This window comes from Streptomyces sp. CBMA29, assembly GCF_014596445.1.
Taxonomy (GTDB): Bacteria; Actinomycetota; Actinomycetes; order Streptomycetales; family Streptomycetaceae; genus Actinacidiphila.
Map to the genome: position 1 here is coordinate 23,724 of NZ_MECL01000028.1, position 22,426 is coordinate 46,149.

The 22,426-nt window shown below is 71.9% G+C and carries 20 protein-coding genes; 11 read left to right on the top strand and 9 right to left on the bottom strand.

Features of this window, described 5'->3' with window-relative positions; genetic code table 11:
- Positions 1-4: 4 nt before the first annotated feature.
- Positions 5-781, bottom strand: a complete 777-nt coding sequence (locus BGM09_RS04185; RefSeq protein WP_188280013.1) for an SDR family oxidoreductase — start codon at positions 779-781, stop codon at positions 5-7.
- Positions 781-1,671, bottom strand: coding sequence for a dihydrodipicolinate synthase family protein (locus BGM09_RS04190; RefSeq protein ID WP_188280014.1), 891 nt, complete (start codon positions 1,669-1,671; stop codon positions 781-783). The genes BGM09_RS04185 and BGM09_RS04190 overlap by 1 nt, the downstream gene beginning before the upstream one ends.
- Before the next feature lie 371 nt (positions 1,672-2,042).
- Here BGM09_RS04190 and BGM09_RS04195 point away from each other — a divergent pair, with 371 nt between their 5' ends.
- Genes BGM09_RS04195 through BGM09_RS04215 form a run of 5 tightly spaced genes read left to right on the top strand, consistent with a single transcriptional unit; the run spans position 2,043 to position 7,157 of the window.
- The gene (locus BGM09_RS04195; protein WP_188280015.1) at positions 2,043-3,170 is read left to right on the top strand and encodes a Gfo/Idh/MocA family protein; all 1,128 of its coding nucleotides are present in this window, start codon (positions 2,043-2,045) and stop codon (positions 3,168-3,170) included.
- On the top strand, positions 3,167-4,477 hold the full coding sequence (locus tag BGM09_RS04200; protein WP_188280016.1) for a Tm-1-like ATP-binding domain-containing protein: 1,311 nt from the start codon (positions 3,167-3,169) through the stop codon (positions 4,475-4,477). Before BGM09_RS04195 ends, BGM09_RS04200 begins: the two co-directional genes overlap by 4 nt.
- Positions 4,474-5,340: a phosphoenolpyruvate hydrolase family protein gene (locus tag BGM09_RS04205; RefSeq protein ID WP_188280017.1), complete on the top strand. Its 867-nt coding sequence runs from the start codon at positions 4,474-4,476 to the stop codon at positions 5,338-5,340. The genes BGM09_RS04200 and BGM09_RS04205 overlap by 4 nt, the downstream gene beginning before the upstream one ends.
- On the top strand, positions 5,337-5,804 hold the full coding sequence (locus BGM09_RS04210) for a VOC family protein (protein ID WP_188280018.1): 468 nt from the start codon (positions 5,337-5,339) through the stop codon (positions 5,802-5,804). Before BGM09_RS04205 ends, BGM09_RS04210 begins: the two co-directional genes overlap by 4 nt.
- A gap of 30 nt (positions 5,805-5,834) precedes the next feature.
- The gene (locus BGM09_RS04215; RefSeq protein ID WP_188280019.1) at positions 5,835-7,157 is read left to right on the top strand and encodes an MFS transporter; all 1,323 of its coding nucleotides are present in this window, start codon (positions 5,835-5,837) and stop codon (positions 7,155-7,157) included.
- Positions 7,158-7,225: 68 nt separating this feature from the next.
- On the opposite strand, the gene BGM09_RS04220 is transcribed toward BGM09_RS04215, so the two are convergent.
- On the bottom strand, positions 7,226-7,903 hold the full coding sequence (locus BGM09_RS04220; RefSeq protein ID WP_188280020.1) for a GntR family transcriptional regulator: 678 nt from the start codon (positions 7,901-7,903) through the stop codon (positions 7,226-7,228).
- Positions 7,904-8,027: 124 nt separating this feature from the next.
- The gene (locus BGM09_RS04225; RefSeq protein ID WP_188280021.1) at positions 8,028-9,590 is read right to left on the bottom strand and encodes an alpha-L-arabinofuranosidase B; all 1,563 of its coding nucleotides are present in this window, start codon (positions 9,588-9,590) and stop codon (positions 8,028-8,030) included.
- Between the two features lie 606 nt (positions 9,591-10,196).
- On the opposite strand from BGM09_RS04225, the gene BGM09_RS04230 reads away from it, so the two are divergent.
- Both BGM09_RS04230 and BGM09_RS04235 read left to right on the top strand, forming a co-directional pair.
- Complete coding sequence (locus BGM09_RS04230) at positions 10,197-11,354, top strand: site-2 protease family protein (RefSeq protein ID WP_188280022.1); 1,158 nt, start codon at positions 10,197-10,199, stop codon at positions 11,352-11,354.
- Positions 11,355-11,415: 61 nt separating this feature from the next.
- On the top strand, positions 11,416-11,889 hold the full coding sequence (locus tag BGM09_RS04235) for a hypothetical protein (RefSeq protein ID WP_188280023.1): 474 nt from the start codon (positions 11,416-11,418) through the stop codon (positions 11,887-11,889).
- Positions 11,890-12,005: 116 nt separating this feature from the next.
- Here the strand turns inward: BGM09_RS04235 and BGM09_RS04240 are convergent, their stop codons facing one another.
- A complete protein-coding gene (locus tag BGM09_RS04240) occupies positions 12,006-12,629 on the bottom strand; it encodes a hypothetical protein (RefSeq protein WP_188280024.1) in 624 nt (207 codons plus the stop codon).
- 485 nt (positions 12,630-13,114) lie between these two features.
- Here BGM09_RS04240 and BGM09_RS04245 point away from each other — a divergent pair, with 485 nt between their 5' ends.
- Positions 13,115-13,669, top strand: a complete 555-nt coding sequence (locus BGM09_RS04245) for a hypothetical protein (protein WP_188280025.1) — start codon at positions 13,115-13,117, stop codon at positions 13,667-13,669.
- A gap of 121 nt (positions 13,670-13,790) precedes the next feature.
- On the opposite strand, the gene BGM09_RS04250 is transcribed toward BGM09_RS04245, so the two are convergent.
- Both BGM09_RS04250 and BGM09_RS04255 read right to left on the bottom strand, forming a co-directional pair.
- Positions 13,791-16,175 (bottom strand): phosphoketolase, encoded by a 2,385-nt coding sequence (locus tag BGM09_RS04250; protein ID WP_188280026.1) that lies wholly within the window; start codon positions 16,173-16,175, stop codon positions 13,791-13,793.
- A gap of 280 nt (positions 16,176-16,455) precedes the next feature.
- Positions 16,456-17,583, bottom strand: coding sequence for a universal stress protein (locus BGM09_RS04255; protein WP_188280027.1), 1,128 nt, complete (start codon positions 17,581-17,583; stop codon positions 16,456-16,458).
- A 284-nt stretch (positions 17,584-17,867) separates the two neighbouring features.
- Between BGM09_RS04255 and BGM09_RS04260 the strand changes: the two genes are divergently transcribed.
- From BGM09_RS04260 to BGM09_RS04270, 3 genes are all read left to right on the top strand, one after another.
- Positions 17,868-18,299 (top strand): cyclic nucleotide-binding domain-containing protein, encoded by a 432-nt coding sequence (locus BGM09_RS04260; protein ID WP_188280028.1) that lies wholly within the window; start codon positions 17,868-17,870, stop codon positions 18,297-18,299.
- Between the two features lie 217 nt (positions 18,300-18,516).
- Positions 18,517-19,227, top strand: a complete 711-nt coding sequence (locus BGM09_RS04265; protein ID WP_188280029.1) for a response regulator — start codon at positions 18,517-18,519, stop codon at positions 19,225-19,227.
- 102 nt (positions 19,228-19,329) lie between these two features.
- Complete coding sequence (locus tag BGM09_RS04270) at positions 19,330-20,313, top strand: Acg family FMN-binding oxidoreductase (protein WP_188280030.1); 984 nt, start codon at positions 19,330-19,332, stop codon at positions 20,311-20,313.
- 24 nt (positions 20,314-20,337) lie between these two features.
- Here the strand turns inward: BGM09_RS04270 and BGM09_RS04275 are convergent, their stop codons facing one another.
- Positions 20,338-22,041, bottom strand: coding sequence for a GAF domain-containing protein (locus BGM09_RS04275; RefSeq protein ID WP_188280031.1), 1,704 nt, complete (start codon positions 22,039-22,041; stop codon positions 20,338-20,340).
- Positions 22,042-22,116: 75 nt separating this feature from the next.
- A complete protein-coding gene (locus BGM09_RS04280; RefSeq protein ID WP_188280032.1) occupies positions 22,117-22,257 on the bottom strand; it encodes a hypothetical protein in 141 nt (46 codons plus the stop codon).
- Positions 22,258-22,426 lie beyond the last annotated feature (169 nt).

The window sequence follows — 22,426 nt, forward strand, 5'->3', positions numbered from 1 at the left end:
AGTTTCACAGGGCGCGGACGAGGCCGCCGTCGACACGGACGGCGGACCCGGTGACGTACGAGGCCCGCGCGGAGGCGAGGAAGGCGACGACGTCGCCGAATTCCTCGGGGCTTCCGTAGCGGCGGGCGGGTATGTCGGCCCGGGACGCGTCCCGTACGGTCTCGACGTCGGTGCCGGAGCGCTCGGCCGCGGCCTCGTCGAGCCGGGCGATCCGGTCGGTGGCGACCCGGCCGGGCAGCACCATGTTCACGGTGACGCCGTCCGCCGCGACCTCGGCGGCCAGGGTCTTGAGATACGCGGCCAGCGCCCAGCGCCCGACGTTGGAGGCGGCCAGATTCGGCAGCGGCGCGGCGACCCCGGAGGAGCCGATCGCCACGACCCGGCCCCAGCCCGCCGCGCGCATCGCGGGCAACAGGGCCCGTACCAGGCGGACATGCACGTCGAGCAGCGGGTCGAGGATGTCGGTGAGGGTGTCGGGGTCGAGGTCGGCCGCGGTTCCGGGCCGCGGTCCCGGACCGTTGAGCACGAGGATGTCCACACCGCCGAGGTGCCGCTGCGCCGCCTCGACGAGTGTGTCGGCGGCGCGCGGTTCGGTGAGGTCGACGGGGATGCCGACGGCGGCGCCGGGCAGCTCCGCGGCCATTGTCAGGACCCGTTCCTCCTGGCGTCCGCAGACGGCCACGGCGCAGCCCTCGGCGGCCAGGGCGTGGGCCGAAGCCGCGCCGAGCCCGCCGGTGGAGCCCAGGACGAGGGCGCGCTTTCCCTTGATGCGCAGGTCCATCAGTGATTCACCACGCTTTCGACGGCGGCCAGGTGGTGGTGAAGGCTGGGCATCAGCGCCTCGGGTATGCCCGGCGCCGGGGGCCGTACGGCTCCTCCGGCGATCAGTCCGCGGTGGGCCAGGCACGCCTTGCGGATGGCGAGCCCGATTCCCGGCTGCTGCTCGAAGGCGATCAGCGGGAGGTACGGCGCGAGGGCCTCGCGGGCCGCCGCGAAGCCGCCGTCGCGGTACGCGTCGATGGTGGCGAGCAGGCCCTCGGGGTAGGAGAAGCCGGTCATCGCGCCCGCCGCGCCCGCCTGGAGTTCGTCGATCAGGCCGATGCCGCCGAGGCCGCCGAAGACCGGTATGTCGAATCGCTCGCTCAGGGCCGCGACGCGGGCCGCCGTGGGGGCCGCCTCGGCCTTGACGGCGACGATGCCGTCGACGTCGGCGAGCGCTTCGAGCTGGCTGGGCAGCGGCATGGACACGCCGCTGGCGGCGGGGTAGTCCTGCACGACCAGGCCGACGCCGGTCGCGCGGTGGACGGCGTTGAGGTGGGCCGCGAGGACCGCGGGGGCGACGCTGTTGATCTGCACCATGACGCCCGCGAGCCGGTCGCCCGCGACGCGCTTGGCCAGTTCCGCCTCCTCGATCACCGGGGCGGTGGCCAAGGTGGTGGCGCCGACCACCACGGGCAGGTCCACCGTCTCGATCACGGTGGACAGCACCCGCGCGCGTTCCGCGCTGTCGAGCTTGGCGGCCTCGCCGAAGACGCCGAGCACGGTCAGCCCGGCCACGCCCAGTTCTTCGTAGCGGCCGACCAGGGTCGCGAGGCTGTCGAGGTCGACGCCGAGGTCGTCGTGGAACGGCGTCGCCACGACGCCCCACACTCCGGCTGAGAGCTTCGTCATCCGAGTCCTTCCAGTGCGCGCGATGCGGCCGCCCCTGGGGAGGACCGCGCGCCGCGTCTCGTAAGTCGGCACACCATCGAGGTATGCATCTCATATCTTATACACTAGAGTCGCAGCGCGGGGTCGGCGAGAGGTCTGGCAACCCTGCCGTCACGCCGATGGTCGCAACCCCACTGATTCGGCGGCCACTTGTGGCGGACCTGCGGAGCCCGCGCACCGAGCGGGTGTCGGGTCACCCTGTCGGCTCGCGATCGCCGACCCCATGAGGGTGCGTCCGGGGTTGCGCTGTGGCGAAGACACACTATTATGCCCTCATAAATCTCATATCTCATATACAACATTGTGGGATTGTGGCGTTGGAGGAAGAGGCAATGGCGGCTCTCAGGATCGGCATCATCGGCGGCGGCTACATGGCGCGGGCGCACAGCGTCGCCCTCGCCAACCTGCCCGTCTACGTGGAAGGGCTCCCGCTCGAACCCGTCCGCGAGGTCATCTGCGACGCCACGGACGAACTGGCGCGGGCGGCGGCCGAAGCGTTCGGATTCCGCCGCTGGTCGAGCGACTGGCGCGCGGTCGTGGAGGACCCCGAGGTCGACGTGATCGACATCGTGCTGCCCAACGCGATGCACCATGAGGTGGTGCTCGCGGCCATCGCCGCGGGCAAGCACGTGACCTGCGAGAAGCCGCTGGCGAACACGGCCGCTCAGGCCGAGGAGATGACGCGGGCCGCGCAGCGGGCGGGCATCGTCCACCAGATCGGCCTCAACTGGCGACTGGCACCCGCCGTACAGCAGGCACGGCGGCTGATCGACGACGGCACGATCGGCGAGGTCCGCGACTTCCGCGGCTTCTGGCTCGCCGACTTCGGGGCCGACGACACCGCCCCCATGACCTGGAAGTACAGCCGCGCCGGAGCCGGTTCCGGCGCGCTGGGGGACACCGGCAGTCACGTCATCGACATCGCCCGCTACCTCGTCGGCGACTTCGACTCCGTGGTCGGCCTGTCCCGCATCCACGTCCCCTACCGCCGCGACCCGGCCACCGGCGAAGCCGTCGAGGTCGACGTCGAGGACGACTCCGCCTTCCTCGCGGAGTTCACCGGCGGCGCCTACGGCTACCTTCAGAACACCCGCTCCTCGCCGGGCCGCAAGAATCACTGCGGTTTCGAACTGCACGGCACGAAGGGCTCGCTGGTCTTCGACTGGGAGCGGATGAACGAGCTGAACTTCTACGACTCCCGCGACCCCAAGGACCGCCAGGGCTTCCGCACCCTGCTGATGGGCCCCGCGCACCCCTACGCCGGTCACTTCTGGCGGGTGCCCGGCTACCAGATCGGCTTCGGCGAGACCAAGACCCTCCAGTTCCTCGAACTGGTCAAGGCGATCGCCGGTGACGGGCAGGTCCAGACCGGCTTCGAGGAGGGCCTGCGTGCCAAGCAGGTCGAAGAGGCGGTCGAGGCGTCGGTGGAGGCGCGCGCCTGGCAGCAGGTGCCGAGGTGACCACCCCGAGCGCACCCCTGGTGGTCGCCGCGACGCTCGACACCAAGGGCCCGGCGGTCCGCGTGCTGCTGGACGAACTGCGCCGCCGCCACTGCCCGGTGCTGCTCATCGACACCGGCACGGGCGCGGGCCTCGGCCCCGGAGCGCCGCGCGCCGTCGCCTCCGACATCACCGCCGACCAGGTGGAGCAGCGCGGTCTGGCCGTCCTGGGGTCCGTACAGGGCAGCGGCCGTGACCGGCTTCCCGCGCTCGGCGCGGGGCTGGCCGCGATCGTGGACGACCTGCGCCACGCCCACGGGATCAGCGGACTTCTGGCGATCGGCGGCGGCACGGGGGCGAGCATCGCCGCGCCGGCGATCCGGCGGGCGCCGGTCGGCTTTCCCCGGATGCTGGTCTCCACCGGCGTCACCGACGACGTGTCCGCACTGGTCGGCGTGGGCGACATCCACCTCGTCCAGCCGGTGGTCGACTTCCACGGCGACAGCGACCTGCTGGAGGTGGTGCTGCGCAGGGCCGCCGCCGCCATGGCGGCCGTCGTGTCGCTGCCCTACCGGCCGACCACGGACCGGCCCCAGGTGGGCGTGACCTCCTTCGGTGTCACCGAGGCGGCTGTCGCCCGCGTCGTCACCGGCCTCGAACGGCGCGGGCTGCGGGTCTGCGTCTTCCACGCCCGCGGCTCGGGCGGCCGGGCGATGGAAGCCATGATCGACCAGGGCGCGCTCAGCGCCGTCATCGACCTCACCACCACCGAGGTGACCGACGAGGTCGCGGGCGGCGCCCGGTCAGCCGGGCCGAGGCGGCTGGAGGCCGCGCTGCGCGCGGGCATCCCGTGCGTGCTGGCACCCGGTGCGATCGACGTGATCAACTACGGGCCGCCGGAGACGGTGCCCGCGGAACTGGCCGGGCGCGCGACCGTACGGCACAGCCCCACCACCACGCTGGTACGCGCCTCCGCCGCCGACAGCGAGGCGGTCGCCGAGTACTTCGCGGCCAGAATCGGCCTGGCCCGCCACCCGGAACGCGTCCGCGTCGTCGTACCGTCCCGCGGCTTCTCCGCCCTGGACGCCACCGGGCAGCCGTTCTTCGACCCGGTGGCCGACGGTGCCTTCACCGTCCGGCTGCGCCGGGCCCTGCCCGGCACCGTACCGATCCGGGAGGTGGACGCCCATCTCACCGACGAGACGTTCGCCGCCGCCGTACTGGCGGAATTCGACACCGTGGCCGACTTCTCGTGCGGCACGGCCGACACAGGCGGCAGGGCCGCGACGGCCGCCACCGAGGGAACCGAGAGAAGCGAACCGACATGAACAGAAGAATCCCCCGTGACGAAGTCCTGCGGCGGCTGCGCGCCGAGATCGCCCAGGGGCGACAGATCGTCGGCAGCGGCGCGGGCAGCGGGCTGGTCGCCCGCATCGCCGACCGCTCGGGCGTCGACCTGCTGGTGGTCTACGCGTCGGGGAAATTCCGCCAGGACGGCCTGCCCAGCATCATGGGCGCGCTCCCCGTCGCCAACGCCAACGACGTCATGCTCCAGCTCGGCCGCGAGCGGATCTTCCCCGTTGTGCGCGACACGCCCGTGATCGGCGGGGTGTACGCGCAGGACATCACCCGCGATATGGACGACCTGCTCGACGAGATGGCGGCGACCGGCTACAGCGGTGTGATCAACTTCCCGACCGTCGGACGCATCGACGGCAATTACCGCAAGGACCTGGAAGCGCTCGGCCTCGGCATCGGCCGCGAGTACGCCATGATCACCGCGGCGCGCGAGCGGGGCCTTGCCGCCCTCGCGTACGTCTACACACCACAAGAGGCCGCCGAGATGGTGCGCGCGGGCGCGGACGTCGTCGTCGGCCACGCCGGGGTGACCGGCGGCGGCGAGGTCGGCATCACCCAGGAACGCACCACACCGCTCGACGAGGTGGCACGGGTCTTCTGCGCGGTCTTCGACGCCGCCCGCGAGGTCCGCGACGACATCATCCTGCTCAGCCACGGCGGCCCGATCATCGAGCCCGCCGACGCCGCGTACGTCGCCGCCCGCACCGGAGCCCACGGCTTCGTCGGAGCGTCGAGCACCGAGCGCATCCCCATCGAGCGGGCGCTCACGGCCGTCTACACCGCCTTCAAACAGCCTGCCGCCGACAACGGCGAGGAAGGGAGCCAGGCATGACCACCGGATTCCGGGTCCACCACATCGGCATCACCGTACGGGACATGGACACCTCAGAGCGGTTCTGGGAAGAGCTGCTGCACACCACATCGGTGCGCCGCTACGTCATCGAGGGCCCGTTCATCGCCGCGATGTCCGGCTACCCCGGCGTGCGGATCCTCGGCAGCCAGGTCGACCTGCCCTCCGGCGGCTACCTCGAACTGCTCCAGTACCTCGACCGCGACCCCACCGCCGTGGACCCCGAGACGTACCACGCGGGCAATGTCCACGTCTGCCTCCAGGTCGACGACGCGCGCGCCGAGTTCGAGCGCGCCCTGGCCCTGGGCGCGACCCCGCGCGGCCCGGAACCCGTCGTCGTTCCCTCCGGCGCCAACGCCGGAGCCGTGACCTGCTATCTGCGCACCGCGGACGGCGTCACGATCGAGCTCTTTCAGCCCTCCGGGGCCGGCACGCGGCCCGCGTGATCCCCCCCTCGGACGACAAGGACGTCAGCCATGGCAACTTCGAGCCCCGCAGAGATACGTGACCCGGTGACCGCCGGTGCGCAGAGCAAGGAGACCCGCAAGGCGATCATCGCCGGGACGGTGGGCTCCGTGCTGGAGTGGTACGACTACTTCGCGTACGGCACGGCCGCCTCGCTCGTGTTCGGGTCCGTGTTCTTCCCCGACAGTTCCCCGACCAACGGCACCCTGGCGTCGTTCGCCACCTTCGGCGTGGGCTTCGCCGCCCGGCCCGTCGGCGGCTTCGTCTTCAGCCACTTCGGGGACCGGCTCGGCCGCAAGACGATCCTTGTGATCACGCTGCTGATGATGGGCGTGGCCACCACGCTGATCGGCGCGCTGCCGACGCACGCAGCGATCGGCTGGTGGGCGCCCGCGCTGCTGGTCGTGCTGCGGCTGGTCCAGGGCTTCGCGGCCGGTGGCGAACTCGGCGGGGCGATCGTGCTCGCGGTCGAGCACACCACCAAGGAACGCAGGGCGTTCCACACCTCGTTCATGGCTTGCGGTGTGGTCGGCGGCCTGCTGCTGTCGTCGGGCGTCTACGCGCTGATCACGTATCTCACCACCGACGCGCAGTTCGAGGCGTGGGGCTGGCGGCTGCCGTTCCTGCTGAGCATCGTGCTCGTGGTGGTCGGGATGATCATTCGTTCCCGCGTCTCGGAGTCACCGGTGTTCGAGGAGGCGGAGGCGGCCGGAGAGCGCGCCAGGATGCCGATAGCCGAGGTCGTACGCCACCACTGGCGGTCGGTGCTCATCGTGCTGGGCGCGCGTCTGGTCGACAACGGCGTCTTCTTCGTCTACGCGACCTACCTGCTCAGTTACTCCAAGCAGGAACTGGACATGAACCCCACCACGGCACTGATCTGCCTGGCGATCTCGTGCGTGGTGGCGCTGGCACTGATCCCGCAGTTCGCCCGGTTGTCCGACCGGATCGGGCGCAAACCGGTGTTCCTGTTCGGCGCCGGATTCTCGATCGTGGCCGCGTTCCCGCTGTTCGGTCTTGTCAGGATCGGCTCGCCGGTGCCCTTCACGATCGCCCTGATCCTCGGCATCTCGATCGGGTGGGGAGCGCTGACCTCCGTGGTGGGCGCCCTGTTCGCGGAGCTGTTCCCGACGTCCGTGCGCTTCTCGGGGATCACCCTCGGCCGGGAGATCGGCTCCGTCTTCGCGGGCGGTCTGTCGCCGTACATCGCGGCGGCCCTCTACGCCGCCTACCACTCGGTGTGGCCGATCGCGATCTTCGCGGTCGGGCTCTCGGTGATCTCGTTCATCGCGGTGGCGGTCGGACCCGAGACCAGGGACCGCGAACTGGAGTGAGCGGACACGACACGTGTGGGGGGTCCGGCCACCGAGGTGGCCGGGCCCCCACACGTGTGAGGCGACGATCAGGTGCCGCTGCCCGCCATGGCGCCGAGTACGAAGGCCTGCACATTCCTGATGTGCGTGCTCATCAGGCCGCGTGCCGCGTCCTCGCGGCCGTCGATGATGGCGCCCAGGATCATCTCGTGCTCGCCCGCGGTGTAGACGACGTCCCCGCTGGCCGGGGAGTCCCGCAGCCGCAGCGTCCACACCAGGTCGTAGGCGTCCTCGACGCAGCCGCGCAGATAGCTGTTGTTCGCCGCGTCGGCGACGGCGAGGTGGAAGGCCCGGTCGTGCTCTTGGAAGCCCTGCATGTCACCGCTGCGGGCCGCCGCCATACAGGCCGCCGCCGCACCGCGCATGGTCTCGCGGGCCTTCTGGCCCGCCTTGGCCGCGGCCAGCTTCGCCGTCTGCGCCTCCACGCCCTCCCGGAATTCGTACGCGGCCGCCAGGCGCTCGGCGGAGAGCTCCGGCACGCGCGCGCCCCGCTTGCCGTCCGCGATCACCAGGCCCGCGTGCGCCAGTCGCAGTACGGCCTCGCGCACCGGTGTCTTGCTCACCTGGAGGCGCTGGGCCAGCATGTTCTCCGACACCCGGGCACCCGGTGCCAGCGACTGCGTGATGATCAGCCGACGGATGGCGTCGTACACGACATTGGTCAGACTCTCGGGTCTGTCGATGACGGGTTCGGGCTCGGATGACATGGCCGCATTGTATCTCATATACAAGTTGGTCGGCCTGGCAGGCGGCCCGAGCGGGTGAACCCGGGCGACCTCGGCGGAGGGCCGCGTCGCCGGGTGGCGGCGCGGCCCGTAGCCGTCGGACGGGTCAGCCCCAGGGCTGGGAGACGACCCAGCTCGTGTCGTCGCTCCAGGACGTGGCGCTGTCCCAGGCGTTGGAGCCGCCGTTGCTGCCGATGTAGACGGTGTTGTTGTAGTGGCGGATGTCCTTGTCGGTGTAGTTGACGGACTGGAAGGTGTTGCCCTGGCCGTTGTTGCCCGCCTGCGGACAGAAGGTCGCGTCCTGGGCGTAGAGGGAACTGCCGTCATTCGCGTTGAGCTTGAGCTGGAAGTTGTAGTGGCGCAGATACTGTCCCGAGGCGTTCGCGGACTCGAAGGAGACGCAGGCGCTGTTGGCCAGGCCCGCCCGTACGATCCAGGTCGCGTCGGCCTTGTCGGTCGCCGAACTGGACGAGGACACCGGCGAGATGACCACATTGGCGTCGCTGTCGTCGTGCCGGATGTAGTCGGCGGTGCAGCACGCGGTCGTGGCCCGCAGCGAGATCCGTGAACCGGGGGTCAGGCCGCCGGAGCCGGACGAGGACCCGCCGTAGCCGACCGAGGCGATGTTGGTCTGCACCGCGTTCTCCGTCGCGTCGGACGGATAGCCCGACGTCATCACGCCCTCGTAGAAGGTGCCTTGGGCTCCCTTGCTGTTGTCGCCGCCGATGCCGAGGATGATCGCGCCCTCCTTGTGCATCGGGTTGTAGCCCGAGACGTTGGGGCGGACGCCGCTGTAGTACGTCGACAGGCCGCCCGACTGCGCGTTGCCGCCGCGGATCGCCCACTGGTTCGGGCCGCCCTTGACCATGGCGGTCAGGTAGCGGTAGTTCACGGACGGGTCGTTGGCGTTGTAGTGCTGGTTCACGCCGGAGAACAGGCCGTTCTCCAGGTCGGCCATGACCCAGGGGCCGTTGCCCGCGCCGTAGCCCCAGACCTTGATGTTTCCGAAGTAGATGGCTTCCATGTGGCCGTTGCCGGTGTCGTTGTTGCTGGTCTCGGCGTTGCCGTAGTCGAAGCAGCAGCCGCCGTTGTAGTGCGTGCCGTCGAGGATCGCGTACATCCCCTCCGGCTGGTCGCCGGTCGCGATCCCGCTGGTGTGGTCGTTGCGGTAGCCGGTGCCGGGCGCCACGTAGACGCCGTACGCCTTGTGGCCGCCCACCGTGGTCGGCGCCGCGGTCGCGTTCGCCAGATTGTCGGGACCGCCCGCGGCCCCGCCGCCGGGCGCCTGGGTGAGGTTGTTGCCGCGTCCGGACTGGTCGTAGATGACCGTGATGACGCAGGTCGTCCCGGAGCAGAACGAGTCCTGCGCGGCGGCGTTGGCGTATCCGCCCGTGCTCAGCACGCCGATGTTCTGTGTGGCGTTGTCGGAGGCGCGCCTGACCTGGTACAGCGAGCCGTTGTACGTGGAGTACAGCGCCCGTGTGGTGCTGTGGGCGGCCACGCAGGGGGTGCCGCCCGAGCTGTACGCGTCGCACGGGAGCGAACCCGCCGCGTGGGAGGTGCCCGTGCCGCCGATCAGGACACCCGCGATGAGGGTCACCGCGGCGGCGAGGCAGAGCGCCCATTTCCTGAAGCGGCCCGGTAGGGGATTCGATGCGGTCAGGGACATGAATGTCCTCCTCGACGTAAGTGGGGGGACCGCCGCGGGCAGCGGGCGGCGGGGCGTCGCACATGGCCGTACGGCGGGTTCATGACGGTCGGATGGGCTCGAATTGTGATCGCTAACAACGCGACATGGTCCAGTGCCTCGGCAACGCGAAGGCGACACGCGGCCGGTGCCGCCCGCCGGGGCGTGCCAGTCGTGCGTGAACGATCCTGGCCTGCGCCGTCCCTGGCGGCCTCGGGATACCGGACAACCGTTCGCCCCGCCGACGCGCTCTCGGCTCCTGTGTCCGTCCGTGGCGGCTCGGCCTGGACGCAGAGCGCGAGAGCGCGTCACGCGTGGGCCTGACGCTCTATCACTTGGCCGTTATTGTTAGCGCTCACTGTGGTGGCGTCAAGGCGTTGCGCAGAAGGAATCCCGCACCGGGCGCCCCGGCTTCCGCTCGTCGGGTGCGCTGGGAGACGCGGGTGCGGCGGTGCAAGGGAGACGTCAAGATCCCGCCCCGGAGCCGGCCGGGCCGCACGGTCCGGGGCTCGGGGGAGGACCATGGAGGAGAGGGCGACTTTTGTCGCTGTTTGCCCGGTGTGCGGTGGGCGGGGGCTGGAGGGTGCGATGAACGGATCGGTGCGGTTGGGCCGGATCGCCGGTGTACCGCTGCGGATGCACTGGAGCGCGCCCCTGCTGATCGTCTTCGTGAGCGTCGCCCTGGGCGGCGGCGTCCTGTCCGCCTGGGCGCCGGGCCACTCCGCGGCCGCCTACCGGACCGGGGCGCTGATCGGCGCGCTGGCGCTCGCCGTGAGCCTGGTCGCGCACGAGACGGCCCACGCCCTGGCGGCGCGCCGCGCGAAGATCGAGGTCAAGGACGTGACGGTCTTCGCGCTCGGCGGTGTCACGCGAATGGGGTCGGCGACCACGCCCCGCGACGAGGGCTGGGTGGCGGCGATCGGACCGCTGACCAACCTGGTGCTCGGCGGGCTGTGCCTGGCCGCCGCCGTGACGGTCGACGACACGCTGCACTGGGCCGTGGCCGCGGCCGTACTCGCCTGGGTCGCGTGGGCAAACGGACTTCTCGGTGTCTTCAATCTGCTGCCCGCCGCCCCGCTCGACGGCGGCCGGGTCCTGCAAGCGGTGATCTGGCGCATCCGCGGCGACCGTGAGCGCGCGGCCAGGATCTCCGGGCGCTGCGGCCAGGTGTTCGGGGTCGCACTGCTCGCCGGTGGCTGGCTCGAAGTCCTCATGGGCCAGGCCGCGGGGCTGTGGCTGGTCCTGCTCGGCGCCTTCATCTCGCTCACCGCCTACGCTGAGGTCCGCCGCTCGGTGCTGTACGAAACTCTGCGCGGCGTCCGTGTCATCCAGGCGATGCGCCCGGCGGTCGCGGGCCAGGACTGGCACACCGTGGACGCGTTCCTGGCCACCTCGGCCTCCGGCCCCGGCGTCCGTACGATGATTCCGCTGACCGACCTCGACGGCCGGCCCAGCGGCGTGGTCACCGCGTCCGCGCTCATGTCCGTCCCGGCGGCGCGCAGGCGGGACACCCGGGTACGGGACGTCGCCCTGCCACTGGACCGCTGCCTGCTGGTCGACCCCGACGACCGGGTCACCGACGTCTTCGACCGTCTCGCGACCACCTCGGGCAGCCCCGTTCTCGTCCTGCACGACAACCGCGTCGTCGGCGTGGTCACCGCCGAGGACATCGCAGGGCTGACCCGGCGCCACCCGCACCCGCCGGCCCGGCCCCGTGCCACGCACGGAGCGGGCCACACCACCTGACCGAAGGCCGCGTCCACGCGGCGGACCGGGGGGAGAGGCGATGGAAAGAAGGACTTCTGCCATGGATCCTGAACGCATCGAGCGCATGGTGACCGCCCTGCGCGTACGAGGCGTCATGGCCCACCGAGCCGACGCGGGCGTCTACGAATTCGGCATCGGCGTGGCGCTGGGGGACGGCAGCGAGGCCCAGTGGAACCTCGGCGGAGCCGCCGGGCTGGACGCGGTGGTGACGCGCGACGGCGTTCTCGTCGGCTTTCTCCCGCACGTCCTCGGCGGCGCCGCCTTCACCGACGACCAGATCGTCGACGCCATCGCCACCGCCCGTTACCCGGAAGAGGGCCTCTACCCGGCCCGGGACGACCCGGCCCGGGACGCCGAGCCGCGGCCCGATTCGCCCGCGCCGCCAGGCCCTCCCGCGCCCGCGGACCCCCGGCCGTCCTCCGCGAAGGACGTGCCGACCGCGCGGCGCGGCACGCTCCTGGCCAGGCTCCGCCGCCTGCGGCGCGTACAGCGGCTCCGCCGGGCCTCGCGCTGACGACGCGACCGCTGACGGCCGCTGACGGCGCCGACGACGGACATCGAGGGCGCGCGTGCCTGCGACGGGGCACCGCCGTGGTGGCGGTGCCCCGTCGCACGCGGGCGGTGCGGGGCTCACACGAGCCAGCGGTGGCGGGCGACGAGGGGGATGCGGGCCCAGACGCGGCCGAGGCCCCAGGTGGTGCCCGCCGCGGCGACCGCGAAGAGGATCATCGCGAGGGCGTAGACGAGGTGGTAGTCCACGAACGGGTTGGAGGACATGCTCGGCGCGCCGGTGGACAGGTGCTGCGCGGGCGGCCATTCCGCGGCCCACATCATCGCCATCAGGGCGGTGCCCGCGGCGGCGGTCAGGCGCAGGGCGATGCCGCTCGTGAGGGCGACGCCGATGCCGAGCAGGCCCAGCATGAACAGCCAGTCGGTCCAGCCCCTGCCCGCGATGTCGTGGAAGAACGACTCTAGCGGACCGGCGGAGACACCCGCCAGGAAGCCCTTGGTGGGCGAGCCGCCGTCGATCCAGCCCTTTCCGGAGCCGGTCGCGTAGTGCCAGCCGAAGGTCTTGTCGAGGAAGGCCCAGAGGAAGACGAAGCCGGTCGCGATCCGCACGGTGGCAAGCGACTTGGCCACGAGCGCGGAGTCGGTGCCGACTGCCGTCGCGTCGCCGCCGCGGTGGGCGGACGCCTTGTTCCAAGCGAGGAGGCGGAACCCTGCGTGCTGCCGGGTGTGGTCGTGGACTGCCATGACGGCTCCCAGTTCCATGGGGGTTGACGTTCGGTCAGCCACCACTGTGCTGCGTGGTGTTGGCCGGAGGCTGGGGGCTCACGGTCCGACCCGCGGGGCCGAACGGCTCTGCCCGGCGGCCCGGTTGGGCCGAACGTGCCGAGGCGTTGACGCGGCAGGCGCCTCGCGGCGGCCCCGGCGGACCCGGCGGCCACCGTGCGCCGCCGTCCCCGCCGGTACCGTCCGGCGCCCCGAGAGACCTCACCCGTCCGGCGATCCCACGACCACTCACCGTGTGCTCATGGCCGCTCCGTTTCGGTGACGGGTGGCCGAGGCGCTCATTCGGTCCGGTCGCGGAGCCCGGCGGAGCCCTCGACATCCCACACGGTCCGGTCCGCCCACCCGACAGGGCCGTTCGGCCCTCCGCAGGCGGCGCGGGACGCGGGAGCGTGGAGACACGGGGTCAGTCGGCCCCCGTCGTGTCGCTCGACGAGGAGGGACCGACCATGAAACGCAGAACCTGGCTGTGGCGTCTGCGGAAGAACCCGCTGCGCCGACGTTCGTACGCCGTGGAGGCGTGGGCCTTCCTCGCGGCGGCCCTGGCCACGCTGGTGGTCGCGGTGCTGGTCGCAGTCTCGACCGCGCACGGTCTCCAGCGCGAGTACGCACAGCAACGTCTCGACCGGCACAGCACCGGCGCGGTACTGACCCAGAAGGCCCCGGACGGCTACCGGCTGTCCCGGGTGGACGTACCGGCGCAGTGGAAGGCACCCGACGGCACCGTGCTCACCGGCATCGTCACGGCCAGCCCCGGCACCTCCCGCGGCGCCGTCGTTCCGGTGTGGACCAACAGCCGCGGCGTCGAGGTCGCGCAGCCGCTGTCCCGCTCCGCCGGGGAATTCCAGGCCGATGTGATCGGCGTAGGAGCGGCCTTCGGAATCTGCGCCGGCGTCCTGATCGGCTGCGGAATCACCACCAAGGTTCTCGACCACCGCCGGTGCGCCCGCTGGGACGCCGAATGGACGGACGCCGACTCCCGCTGGGGCCACCACAGCGTGTGACCGAGGGCGCCGATCCGGCCACGGTCCCGCCGGTGCGGTGAGTGACCCGCCCCCGTTCACCGACGGCGGGCCTCCCGGAATCCGGAAGGCCCGCCGTCGTCACCTCTGGTGTCTCCCGGCCTCAGCCGGTCCAGGTCCAGTCGGCGACCTCGGGGAGGTCGACGCCGTGTTCGCGGATCCAGTCGTGGTGGCGCAGCCGGGTGTCCTCCATCTTCTGACGGACGGGCGCCGCCGCCACCGCGAGGCCGGGGACGCGGTCGATGACGTCCATGACCAGCCGGTAGCGGTCGAGGTCGTTGCGGACCACCATGTCGAACGGCGTGGTGGTGGTGCCGTTCTCCTTGTAACCGCGCACATGCATATGGGCGTGGCCGGTGCGGCGGTAGGTGAGCCGGTGGATGAGCCACGGGTAGCCGTGGTAGGCGAAGATCACCGGCTTGTCGGGGGTGAACAGCGCGTCGTACTCGGCGTCGGGCATGCCGTGCGGGTGTTCGTCCTTGGGCAGCAGCCGCGCCAGATCGACCACGTTGACGACCCGTACCGACAGTTCGGGCAGGTGCTCGCGCAGCAGGGACACGGCGGCGATGGTCTCCTGCGTGGGGACGTCACCGGCGCAGGCCAGGACCACATCCGGTTCCGCGCCGTCCTCGCAGCCCGCCCATTCCCAGATACCGGCGCCGCGTGCGCAGTGCGCGCGGGCGGCCTCCAGGTCGAGCCAGTCGAAGCAGGGCTGCTTCCCGGCGACCACGACGTTCACATAGTCCTTGGAGCGCAGCACGTGATCGGCCACGGACAGCAGGGTGTTGGCGTCCGGCGGCAGATAGACCCGCACGACCTCGGGGGACTTGTTGAGGACGTGGTCCACGAAGCCGGGGTCCTGGTGCGAGAAGCCGTTGTGGTCCTGCCGCCAGACATGCGACGTCAGCAGGTAGTTGAGCGACGCGATGGGCTGCCGCCACGGCAGCGGCCGTGAGGTGCGCAGCCACTTGATGTGCTGGTTGGCCATCGAGTCGACGATGTGCACGAACGCCTCGTAACACGAGAACAAGCCGTGACGGCCCGTCAGGAGATAGCCCTCCAGCCACCCTTGGCAGGTGTGCTCGGACAGGATCTCCATCACCCGGCCGCCGCGCTCCAGGTGCTCGTCGGTGTCGAGTACCTCGGCCTCCCACGCCTTCCCGCTCACGTCGTAGACGGCTTCGAGCCGGTTGGAGGCGGTCTCGTCCGGGCCGACCAGCCGGAAGTCCCGGTGCTCCGCCGTGTCGGCCATGATCTGCTTGAGCAGCTCGCCGAGCACGCGGGTGGGCTCGTGCAGATTCACCCCCGGCTTGTCGACCGCCACCGCGAAGTCCTCCAGTGGCGGCACCGGCAGGTCGCGCCGGAGCAGCCCGCCGTTGGCGTGCGGGTTCAGACCCAGGCGCCGCTCGCCGTCCGGCGTGCGGCTCAGCACCTGGGCGCTCGGGCGGCCGTCCCCGTCGAAGAGCTCCTCGGGGCGGTACGAGCGCAGCCACCGCTCCAACTGGCGCAGGTGCTCCGGGTTGTCGCGGACCCCGGCCAGCGGCACCTGGTGCGCCCGCCAGGTGCCCTCCACCGGAAGCCCGTCGACCTCGGCGGGTCCCGTCCAGCCCTTCGGCGTACGCAGCACGATCATCGGCCACCGGGCCCGCTCGCCGTCGCCGCCTGCGCGTGCCGCGTCCTGGATGGCGGCGATACGGTCCAGCGCGGTGTCCATGGCCGCGGCCATCGCGCGGTGCACGTCGTGCGGGTCGTCGCCCGTCACGTGGATCGGGTCGTGGCCGTAGCCGCGCAGCAGCTCGTCCAGCTCGCGCCCGGGGAGCCGGGCCAGGACCGCCGGGTTGGCGATCTTGTAGCCGTTGAGGTGCAGGATCGGCAGGACGGCGCCGTCGTGCACCGGGTCGAGGAATTTGTTGGAGTGCCAGGAAGTGGCCAGCGGACCGGTCTCCGCCTCGCCGTCGCCCACGACACACGCCACCAGCAGGTCCGGGTTGTCGAAGGCCGCGCCGTACGCGTGGGACAGCGAATATCCCAGCTCGCCGCCCTCGTGGATCGAGCCGGGCGTCTCGGGCGCGACGTGGCTGGGGATGCCGCCGGGGAAGGAGAACTGCCGGAACAGCCGGGCCATGCCGTCCGCGTCCCGCCCGATGTCGGGATAGGTCGCGGAGTAACTGCCGTCGAGCCAGGAGTTGGCCACCACCGCGGGGCCGCCGTGTCCGGGGCCCCACACGCAGAGCGCGTCCAGCCCGCGGGCCCTGATCACCCGGTTGAGGTGGGTGTACACGAGGTTCAGGCCGGGGGAGGTCCCCCAGTGGCCGAGCAGCCGCGGTTTGATGTGCTCGGGGCGGAGCGGCTCCTTGAGCAGGGGATTGGCGAGCAGGTAGATCTGGCCGACGGACAGGTAGTTGGCGGCCCTCCAGTGGGCGACCAGGGCGGCCAGTTCGGTGTCGTCAAGAGCGCTGCCCGGCTCGGCCGGGGGTGCCTGAGGCATGTCTTCCTCCGCGCAGTCGAAGTCGTCGTCCCAGCCTCGGAGGACCCGCCCGCGGTCCGACAGAGCCGACCGGGCAGCGTTCGGGGGCCGTTCGGGCCAGCGCCCCCGCGCCGGGACACGGCGTTCCTCGCGCGAGTCTGCCACGGGGCGTCGGTCGGCCGGGGTAACCACCCCGGGCGCGTGGCGCCGATCCGGGCGGGCATCCGTTCCGCGTCACTCATGGAGTAACCATCGCGGGCGCGTGGCGCCGGTGGCCCGTCAGACGGAGCGCCGCGCGTCCTCAGCCGTCCGGCCGCGCCTGGCGGACACGGAGCAGCCGGCCGTGGGCGGCACGGGAATGCGTGACGACGCATACGTCGATGTCGTCGCCCGAACCCTCGACGATGATCTCGCCGACACCCCGGCTGAACAGCCTCTGGAGCCGGGTGCGCCGGGTGGCGCCGATCAGGATCTGGCTGGCGCTCACCTGCCGGGCGAAGTCGAGGATGGCGCGGGCCGGGTCGCCGCTGGTGAGTGTGTGGTAGGTGCCGCCGAGTTCTTCCACCAGCGCGCGCTGGCCGTTCGGCAGGTGAGCGGAAGGGGACGTCGACGCGTCGTCGGGCTCGACGTGGACGGCGAGGAATTCGCCTCCCGCGCCGCGGGACGCGGTGCGCTTGGCGCGCCGGATGAGGGTGTCTCCCTCGGCGCCGCCGGAAAGGGCGACCAGCACCCGCTCGCGCGCGGACCAGGGCTGCTGGATGCCGTGGCCCCGGCGGTAGCGCTGAAGTGCCTCTTCCACCCGGTCGGCGGCCCACAGCAGGGCGATCTCGCGCAGGGCGGTGAGGTTTCCGGCGCGGAAGTAGTTGACCAGTGCCAGCTCGGCCCGCTCCGGCGGATAGACGTCGCCGTCGGCCATCCGCTGCCGCAGCGCCTCGGCGGACATGTCCACGAGTTCGATCTGGTCCGCGCCGCGGACCACGTCGTCCGGAACGGTTTCGTGCTGTTTGGCTCCGGTGATGTGCTCCACCACGTCGTTGAGCGACTCGAGATGCTGGATGTTGACGGTGGAGATCACGTTGATCCCCGCGTCGAGCAATTCGTGGATGTCCTGCCAGCGCTTCTCGTTCCGCGAGCCGGGGACGTTGGTGTGGGCCATCTCGTCGACCAGCGCGAGTCGCGGGCGGCGGGCGAGGACGGCGTCGAGGTCCATCTCCGTGAAGGCGCAGTCGCGGTATCCGATGGTCCGGCGCGGCACCTGCTCCAGGCCCTCCGCCATCCGGCGGGTCAGCGGTCTGCCGTAGTCCTCCACGTAGGCGATGACCACGTCGGTGCCCTGGCCGGCCCGCAGGTGGCCCTCGCCGAGCATCGCGTACGTCTTGCCCACTCCTGGGGCCGCCCCGAGATACACCCGCAGGCTTCCGCACGCCATGGCCGTTCCCTTCTCGCCGCCGCGGGCGAACCGGCCGGGATATCGACCGGCCGCCCCTGAGATCCCTCGCTTTCGTCCCTTTATCTACCCATTCCCCTGTTTATGCAGATGAACAGTGGGCCCATTGGCCCCTGTGCAGGGACCTCGCGAGGGCCGTTCGGCCGGGGCGGCTACCCCGGGTGGCCCTGGAATACGGGGTGCGCGCGCCGCACCGTGAGGGGGAGGGGCGGCAGGTGAGAGCGCGTCGGCGGAGCCGAAGCGACGCGAGCCGAAGGGGAACGGTGATGAGAACCGCTACTACTGGCCTGTTCAGCTCGCTCCCGTCCCCGGGACGGCAGCGGCTGGAGAGCCTTGCCCGAGAGGTGTCGTTCCCCGCGGGCACCCGGATCTACGAGGAGGGCGAGCGGGCCGACCGGTTCTGGGTCGTGCGCACCGGCGCCGTCACACTCGACCTCCGCCGGCCCGGACGCCCGGCCCCCGAGGTGGAGATGCTGGGCCCCGGAGATCTGCTCGGCTGGTCCTGGCTGTTCCCGCCGTATCTCTGGCACATGGGCGCCCAGGCCCAAAGCCCCGTACGGGCGCAGGAGTTCGACGCCACTATCGTACGGGCGCTGGCCGAAGCGGACCCGGTGTTCGGACGAGCCCTGGCGATGAGGGTCGGCGAGGTCGTCGCCCACCGGTTGCAGAGCACCCGGGCCAGACTGCTCGACGGGTGAGCACCGCGTGAGCCGCGTGAGCCGCCGGAGACGCGGAGGCGAAGGAGGGTGAGCGGCCTCCCGGCCGTGGGCCCGCCATTCCGACAACGGCGGGCCAGACCCAGCCCCGACGTCCGATACCGGCCAAGGGACCGTTCGGCCCTAGCAACGGGTCCGTACGACCGTTCATGATCGGAGAACCGGGCGCGGCACACGACAGGGCGAGGGATCGGCGGACATGACCGAAGTACGGCAGTTCTCACCGCAGGCGCCGATCAGGGTCTTCCTGCTGGACGACCACGAGGTCGTCCGGCGCGGCGTCCACGACCTGCTCGACTCGGAACCCGACATCGAGGTGGTCGGCGAGGCCGCGACCGCGGCGCAGGCCGAGGCCCGCGGACCGGCCCTGCGCCCGGACGTCGCCGTCCTGGACGTCCGGCTGCCCGACGGCGACGGCATCACCGTCTGCCGCGAGCTGCGGTCCCGGCTGCCCGGTCTCGCCTGCCTGATGCTGACGTCCTTCGACGACGACGACGCGCTGCTCGACGCGATCATGGCGGGCGCCGCGGGCTATGTGCTCAAGCAGATCAAGGGCTCCGACCTGGTCGCCGCCGTGCGGACCGTCGCCTCGGGACAGTCGATGCTCGATCCGGCCACCACCTCCCGGCTGATGAGCAATCTGCGCGGCGGCGGCGCGACAGCGGAGGCGGAACCCGAGGTGGAGGCGCTCGCCTCGCTGTCGCCGCGCGAGCGCGAGATCCTCGAACTCGTCGGTGAGGGACTCACCAACGGCCAGATCGGCAAGCGCCTGTACCTGTCGGAGAAGACGGTCAAGAACAACGTCTCGCGGCTGCTGGCCAAGCTCGGCGTGGAGCGCCGCATCCAGGCGGCCGTCATGGCCACGCACGACACCGGCCAGCACTCGGGGCCGGAGCACGGCCGCCGCTGAATACGGGGGCCGACCGGCCCTCCGGCCGGGCACCAACGGCCCCTCCCGCCACCCGTCGTGCTCCCTCAGCCTGGAAGCAGGACGGGCCGGGAGGAGAACGCGATGCGGACCGCACTACTGGACGCGGAGACCCTGGAGAAACTGATCTCCGCGGCGGGCGCGGCGCCTTCGATCCACAACACTCAGCCGTGGCGGTTCCGGCTCGACCCCGACACCAGCACGCTGGAGGTACGGGCGGCCGTCGACCGCGGGCTGCGGCACACCGATCCGATGGGCCGCGCCGTCCACCTGTCGGTCGGCGCCGCCCTGTTCAACCTCCGGGTCGCGGTCGCCCACTTCGGCTGGGACCCGGTGCTGCGGCTGCTGCCCGACCCCGCCGAGCCCGACCTGCTGGCCGCGGTACGCCTGGCCGGACCGCTGCCGACCGGTGCCCGCCACGACCGGCAGGGCCTGTACGACGCGATCTGGCGGCGGCACAGCAGCCGTCTGCCGTTCTCCGAGCAGGCACTCCCCGCCGAACTGCTGACCGAACTGGCCGAGGCCGCGGACGCCGAGGGCGCCCGGCTGGTACGGCCCGCCGCGGAGGAGACCGCCCGCCTGCTGGAGTTCACCACGGAGGCCGAGCGGCGCGGCATGAGCGATTCGGACCGCCGGACCGAGAGCCGCAGCTGGATCCGTGAGGGGAGCGCGGACGGCCTCCCGGGCCGGGCGCTCGGCCCGCGGGACAGCGCGGGCCGGCTGCCGCTGCGGGACTTCTCCGCGCTGCGCCCGGAGAACTACCAGCCCGCCGCGGCCTTCGAGCGGCGCCCGGTGATCGCGGTCCTGTCCACCGGCCACGACCACCCCGCGGACTGGCTGCGCGCCGGTCAGGCGCTGGAGCACGTCCTGCTCGTCGCGACCGCCCATGCCGTCCGCGCGTCACTGCTCCATCAGGCGCTGGAATGGGACGACCTGCGGTGGCTGCTGCGCGACCCGCGCGGCGGCATGGAACACGTACAGATGCTGATCCGCCTCGGCTACGGCCCGCAGGGCCCGGCCACACCCCGCCGCCCCGCCGCCGACGTCACCGACGGCGGAACGCCGTAGGCCCCGGCCGCGCGCGGTGCCCGGCTACGCCTTGGGACCCGCCGAGGGCGGTGCGGCCGGCACGCGCCAGACCAGGCGGGTGCCGCCGCGGGGGCTGGTGGAGAGGGCCAGTTCGCCCCCGAGCCGCCCGGCCCGTTCCTCCAGATTGCGCAGCCCGCTGCGGCGCCCGCCGGAAGGGGCGCCCACGCCGTCGTCGTCGACCGTAACGGTCAGGGTTCCGGACGCGACGACCAGGGAGACCTCGGCGGAGGTCGCTCGGGCGTGCCGGGTGACGTTGGAGAGCGCTTCGACCAGGACGGCGACGGTCTCCTCCGCGACCGGGGCGGGCACATCGGTGTCGATCAGCCCCTCCATCCGCAGGCCGGGGGTGAAGCCGAGCGTGGGGACCGCGTCCTCGACCGCCATCGAGGCACGTATCCGAAGGCCACGCGTGGTCCGCTCCCGGTCGTGCGAGCGCAGTCCGAAGATCGTCGATCGGATGATCTTGATGGTCTCGTCCAGGTCGTCCACCGCGCGCAGCAGCCGCTCGCTCGCCTCCGGATGCTGGACGAAGCGCACCGCGCTCTGCAAGGTCATCCCCGTGGCGAACAGCCGCTGGATGGCCAGGTCGTGCAGGTCACGGGCGATCCGGTCGCGGTCCTCCAGCAGCGCGAGCTGTTCGGCGCCGCGCCGCCGCTCGGCCAGCTCCAGCGCCAGGGCGGCCTGCCCCGCGAAGCTCAGCAGCGGCGAGGACTCCGCCTCGGTGAAGGGGACGGAACCCAGCTCACGGGCGAGCAGCAGCACACCGCGCACCGTGCCGCCCGCCATCATCGGCACGGCGATCGTCGGCCCCAGGCCGCTCCAGCGCGGCGGCCCCGACGTCACCCGCGGGTCCTCGGCGATCTCCACCGTGGTGATCGGCCGCGCCGCGGCCATCGCGGCGCCCATGAACGAGCCCTCGCACGGCAGCACCAGACCGCGGTGGGTCTCGGCGTCGACACCCACGGCGATCATCACCTGGAGGTCGGTGGTCCCCTCGACCGGCAGCGCCACCACGCCCAGGTCCGCGGCCAGGATGTGCCGGCCGTGCTCGACGATCAGCCCGAGCACGTCCATCTCACCGGCGCCCGACAGCAGCGTGCTCACGATCTCCGCGTTGGCCGCCATCCACCGCTGCCCCTCGCGGGCGGTCTTGTACAGCCGCGCGTTCTCGATCGCGACACCCGCCGCGACCGCCAGCGTCGACAGCAGCGTCTCGTCGTCGCCGTCGAACTCCCTGCCACCGCGCTTCTCGGTGAGGTAGATGTTTCCGAAGACCTCGTCGCGCACCCGGATCGGCACCCCCAGGAAGGAGCGCATCGGCGGATGGTTCGCCGGGAAGCCGTACGAGGCAGGGTGATCGGACAGTTCCGCGAGCCGCAGCGGCTCCGGACGGCGGATCAGTTCACCGAGCAGACCGTGCCCCGACGGCAGCGGCCCGATCGCGCGGGCCTCCCGCTCGGACACTCCGACGGTCAGGAACTCCGAGAGCCGCGCGTCGTCGCCGATCACCCCCAGCGCGCCGTACTCGGCGTCCACCAGGACGACCGCGGTCTCCACGATCCGCCGCAGCACATGCGCGAGGTCCAGCTCCCGGCCCACCGACAGCACGGCCTCCAGCAGGCTGTGCACCCGGTTCTGCGTGCCGCGCACCGCGCCGATGCGGACCTGCAACTCGTCAAGCAGCTCGTCGAGCTGCAAACGGGGCAAGCGCCCGCCCGAGCTGTCGCCGTCCTCTCCCACCGGTCCTCCACGCGCACCGCGAACCCGAGCATCGACCCCTGCTCACACCGTATCGGCTGAGGTGCCAGGACGGCGGTCGAGCGCCGCGGCGAGCATCGGCGTACGAGTGACGACGACGTACGCGATGATGCTGCCCTCCGGCTGCCCTCCGGCTGCCGTCCGGCCGCGACGCGGCGTACGCACGGGCCGACACCTTCGCCCGGCATGGCGTTCGCGGGCGGGGGTAGGGGACGTTCATCCCCCGCGGGGGACTCGCAGGGGATCGCGCCCGGCCGCCGTTCGCCCTACCGGCATGGCGGCCGGGGGCCCCGACCTTCACCGGAGCCGGGGCTCGGCCGGCGAGCACACAACG

Coding starts and splice junctions, on each gene's coding strand:
- BGM09_RS04270 (WP_188280030.1), top strand. CDS start 19,330: ATGCGGACCGCACTACTGGACGCGGAGACCCTGGAGAAACTGATCTCC.
- BGM09_RS04215 (WP_188280019.1), top strand. CDS start 5,835: ATGGCAACTTCGAGCCCCGCAGAGATACGTGACCCGGTGACCGCCGGT.
- BGM09_RS04240 (WP_188280024.1), bottom strand. CDS start 12,629: ATGGCAGTCCACGACCACACCCGGCAGCACGCAGGGTTCCGCCTCCTC.
- BGM09_RS04185 (WP_188280013.1), bottom strand. CDS start 781: ATGGACCTGCGCATCAAGGGAAAGCGCGCCCTCGTCCTGGGCTCCACC.
- BGM09_RS04195 (WP_188280015.1), top strand. CDS start 2,043: ATGGCGGCTCTCAGGATCGGCATCATCGGCGGCGGCTACATGGCGCGG.
- BGM09_RS04260 (WP_188280028.1), top strand. CDS start 17,868: ATGAGAACCGCTACTACTGGCCTGTTCAGCTCGCTCCCGTCCCCGGGA.
- BGM09_RS04205 (WP_188280017.1), top strand. CDS start 4,474: ATGAACAGAAGAATCCCCCGTGACGAAGTCCTGCGGCGGCTGCGCGCC.
- BGM09_RS04245 (WP_188280025.1), top strand. CDS start 13,115: ATGAAACGCAGAACCTGGCTGTGGCGTCTGCGGAAGAACCCGCTGCGC.
- BGM09_RS04220 (WP_188280020.1), bottom strand. CDS start 7,903: ATGTCATCCGAGCCCGAACCCGTCATCGACAGACCCGAGAGTCTGACC.
- BGM09_RS04265 (WP_188280029.1), top strand. CDS start 18,517: ATGACCGAAGTACGGCAGTTCTCACCGCAGGCGCCGATCAGGGTCTTC.
- BGM09_RS04250 (WP_188280026.1), bottom strand. CDS start 16,175: ATGCCTCAGGCACCCCCGGCCGAGCCGGGCAGCGCTCTTGACGACACC.
- BGM09_RS04235 (WP_188280023.1), top strand. CDS start 11,416: ATGGATCCTGAACGCATCGAGCGCATGGTGACCGCCCTGCGCGTACGA.
- BGM09_RS04230 (WP_188280022.1), top strand. CDS start 10,197: ATGAACGGATCGGTGCGGTTGGGCCGGATCGCCGGTGTACCGCTGCGG.
- BGM09_RS04190 (WP_188280014.1), bottom strand. CDS start 1,671: ATGACGAAGCTCTCAGCCGGAGTGTGGGGCGTCGTGGCGACGCCGTTC.
- BGM09_RS04210 (WP_188280018.1), top strand. CDS start 5,337: ATGACCACCGGATTCCGGGTCCACCACATCGGCATCACCGTACGGGAC.
- BGM09_RS04225 (WP_188280021.1), bottom strand. CDS start 9,590: ATGTCCCTGACCGCATCGAATCCCCTACCGGGCCGCTTCAGGAAATGG.
- BGM09_RS04255 (WP_188280027.1), bottom strand. CDS start 17,583: ATGGCGTGCGGAAGCCTGCGGGTGTATCTCGGGGCGGCCCCAGGAGTG.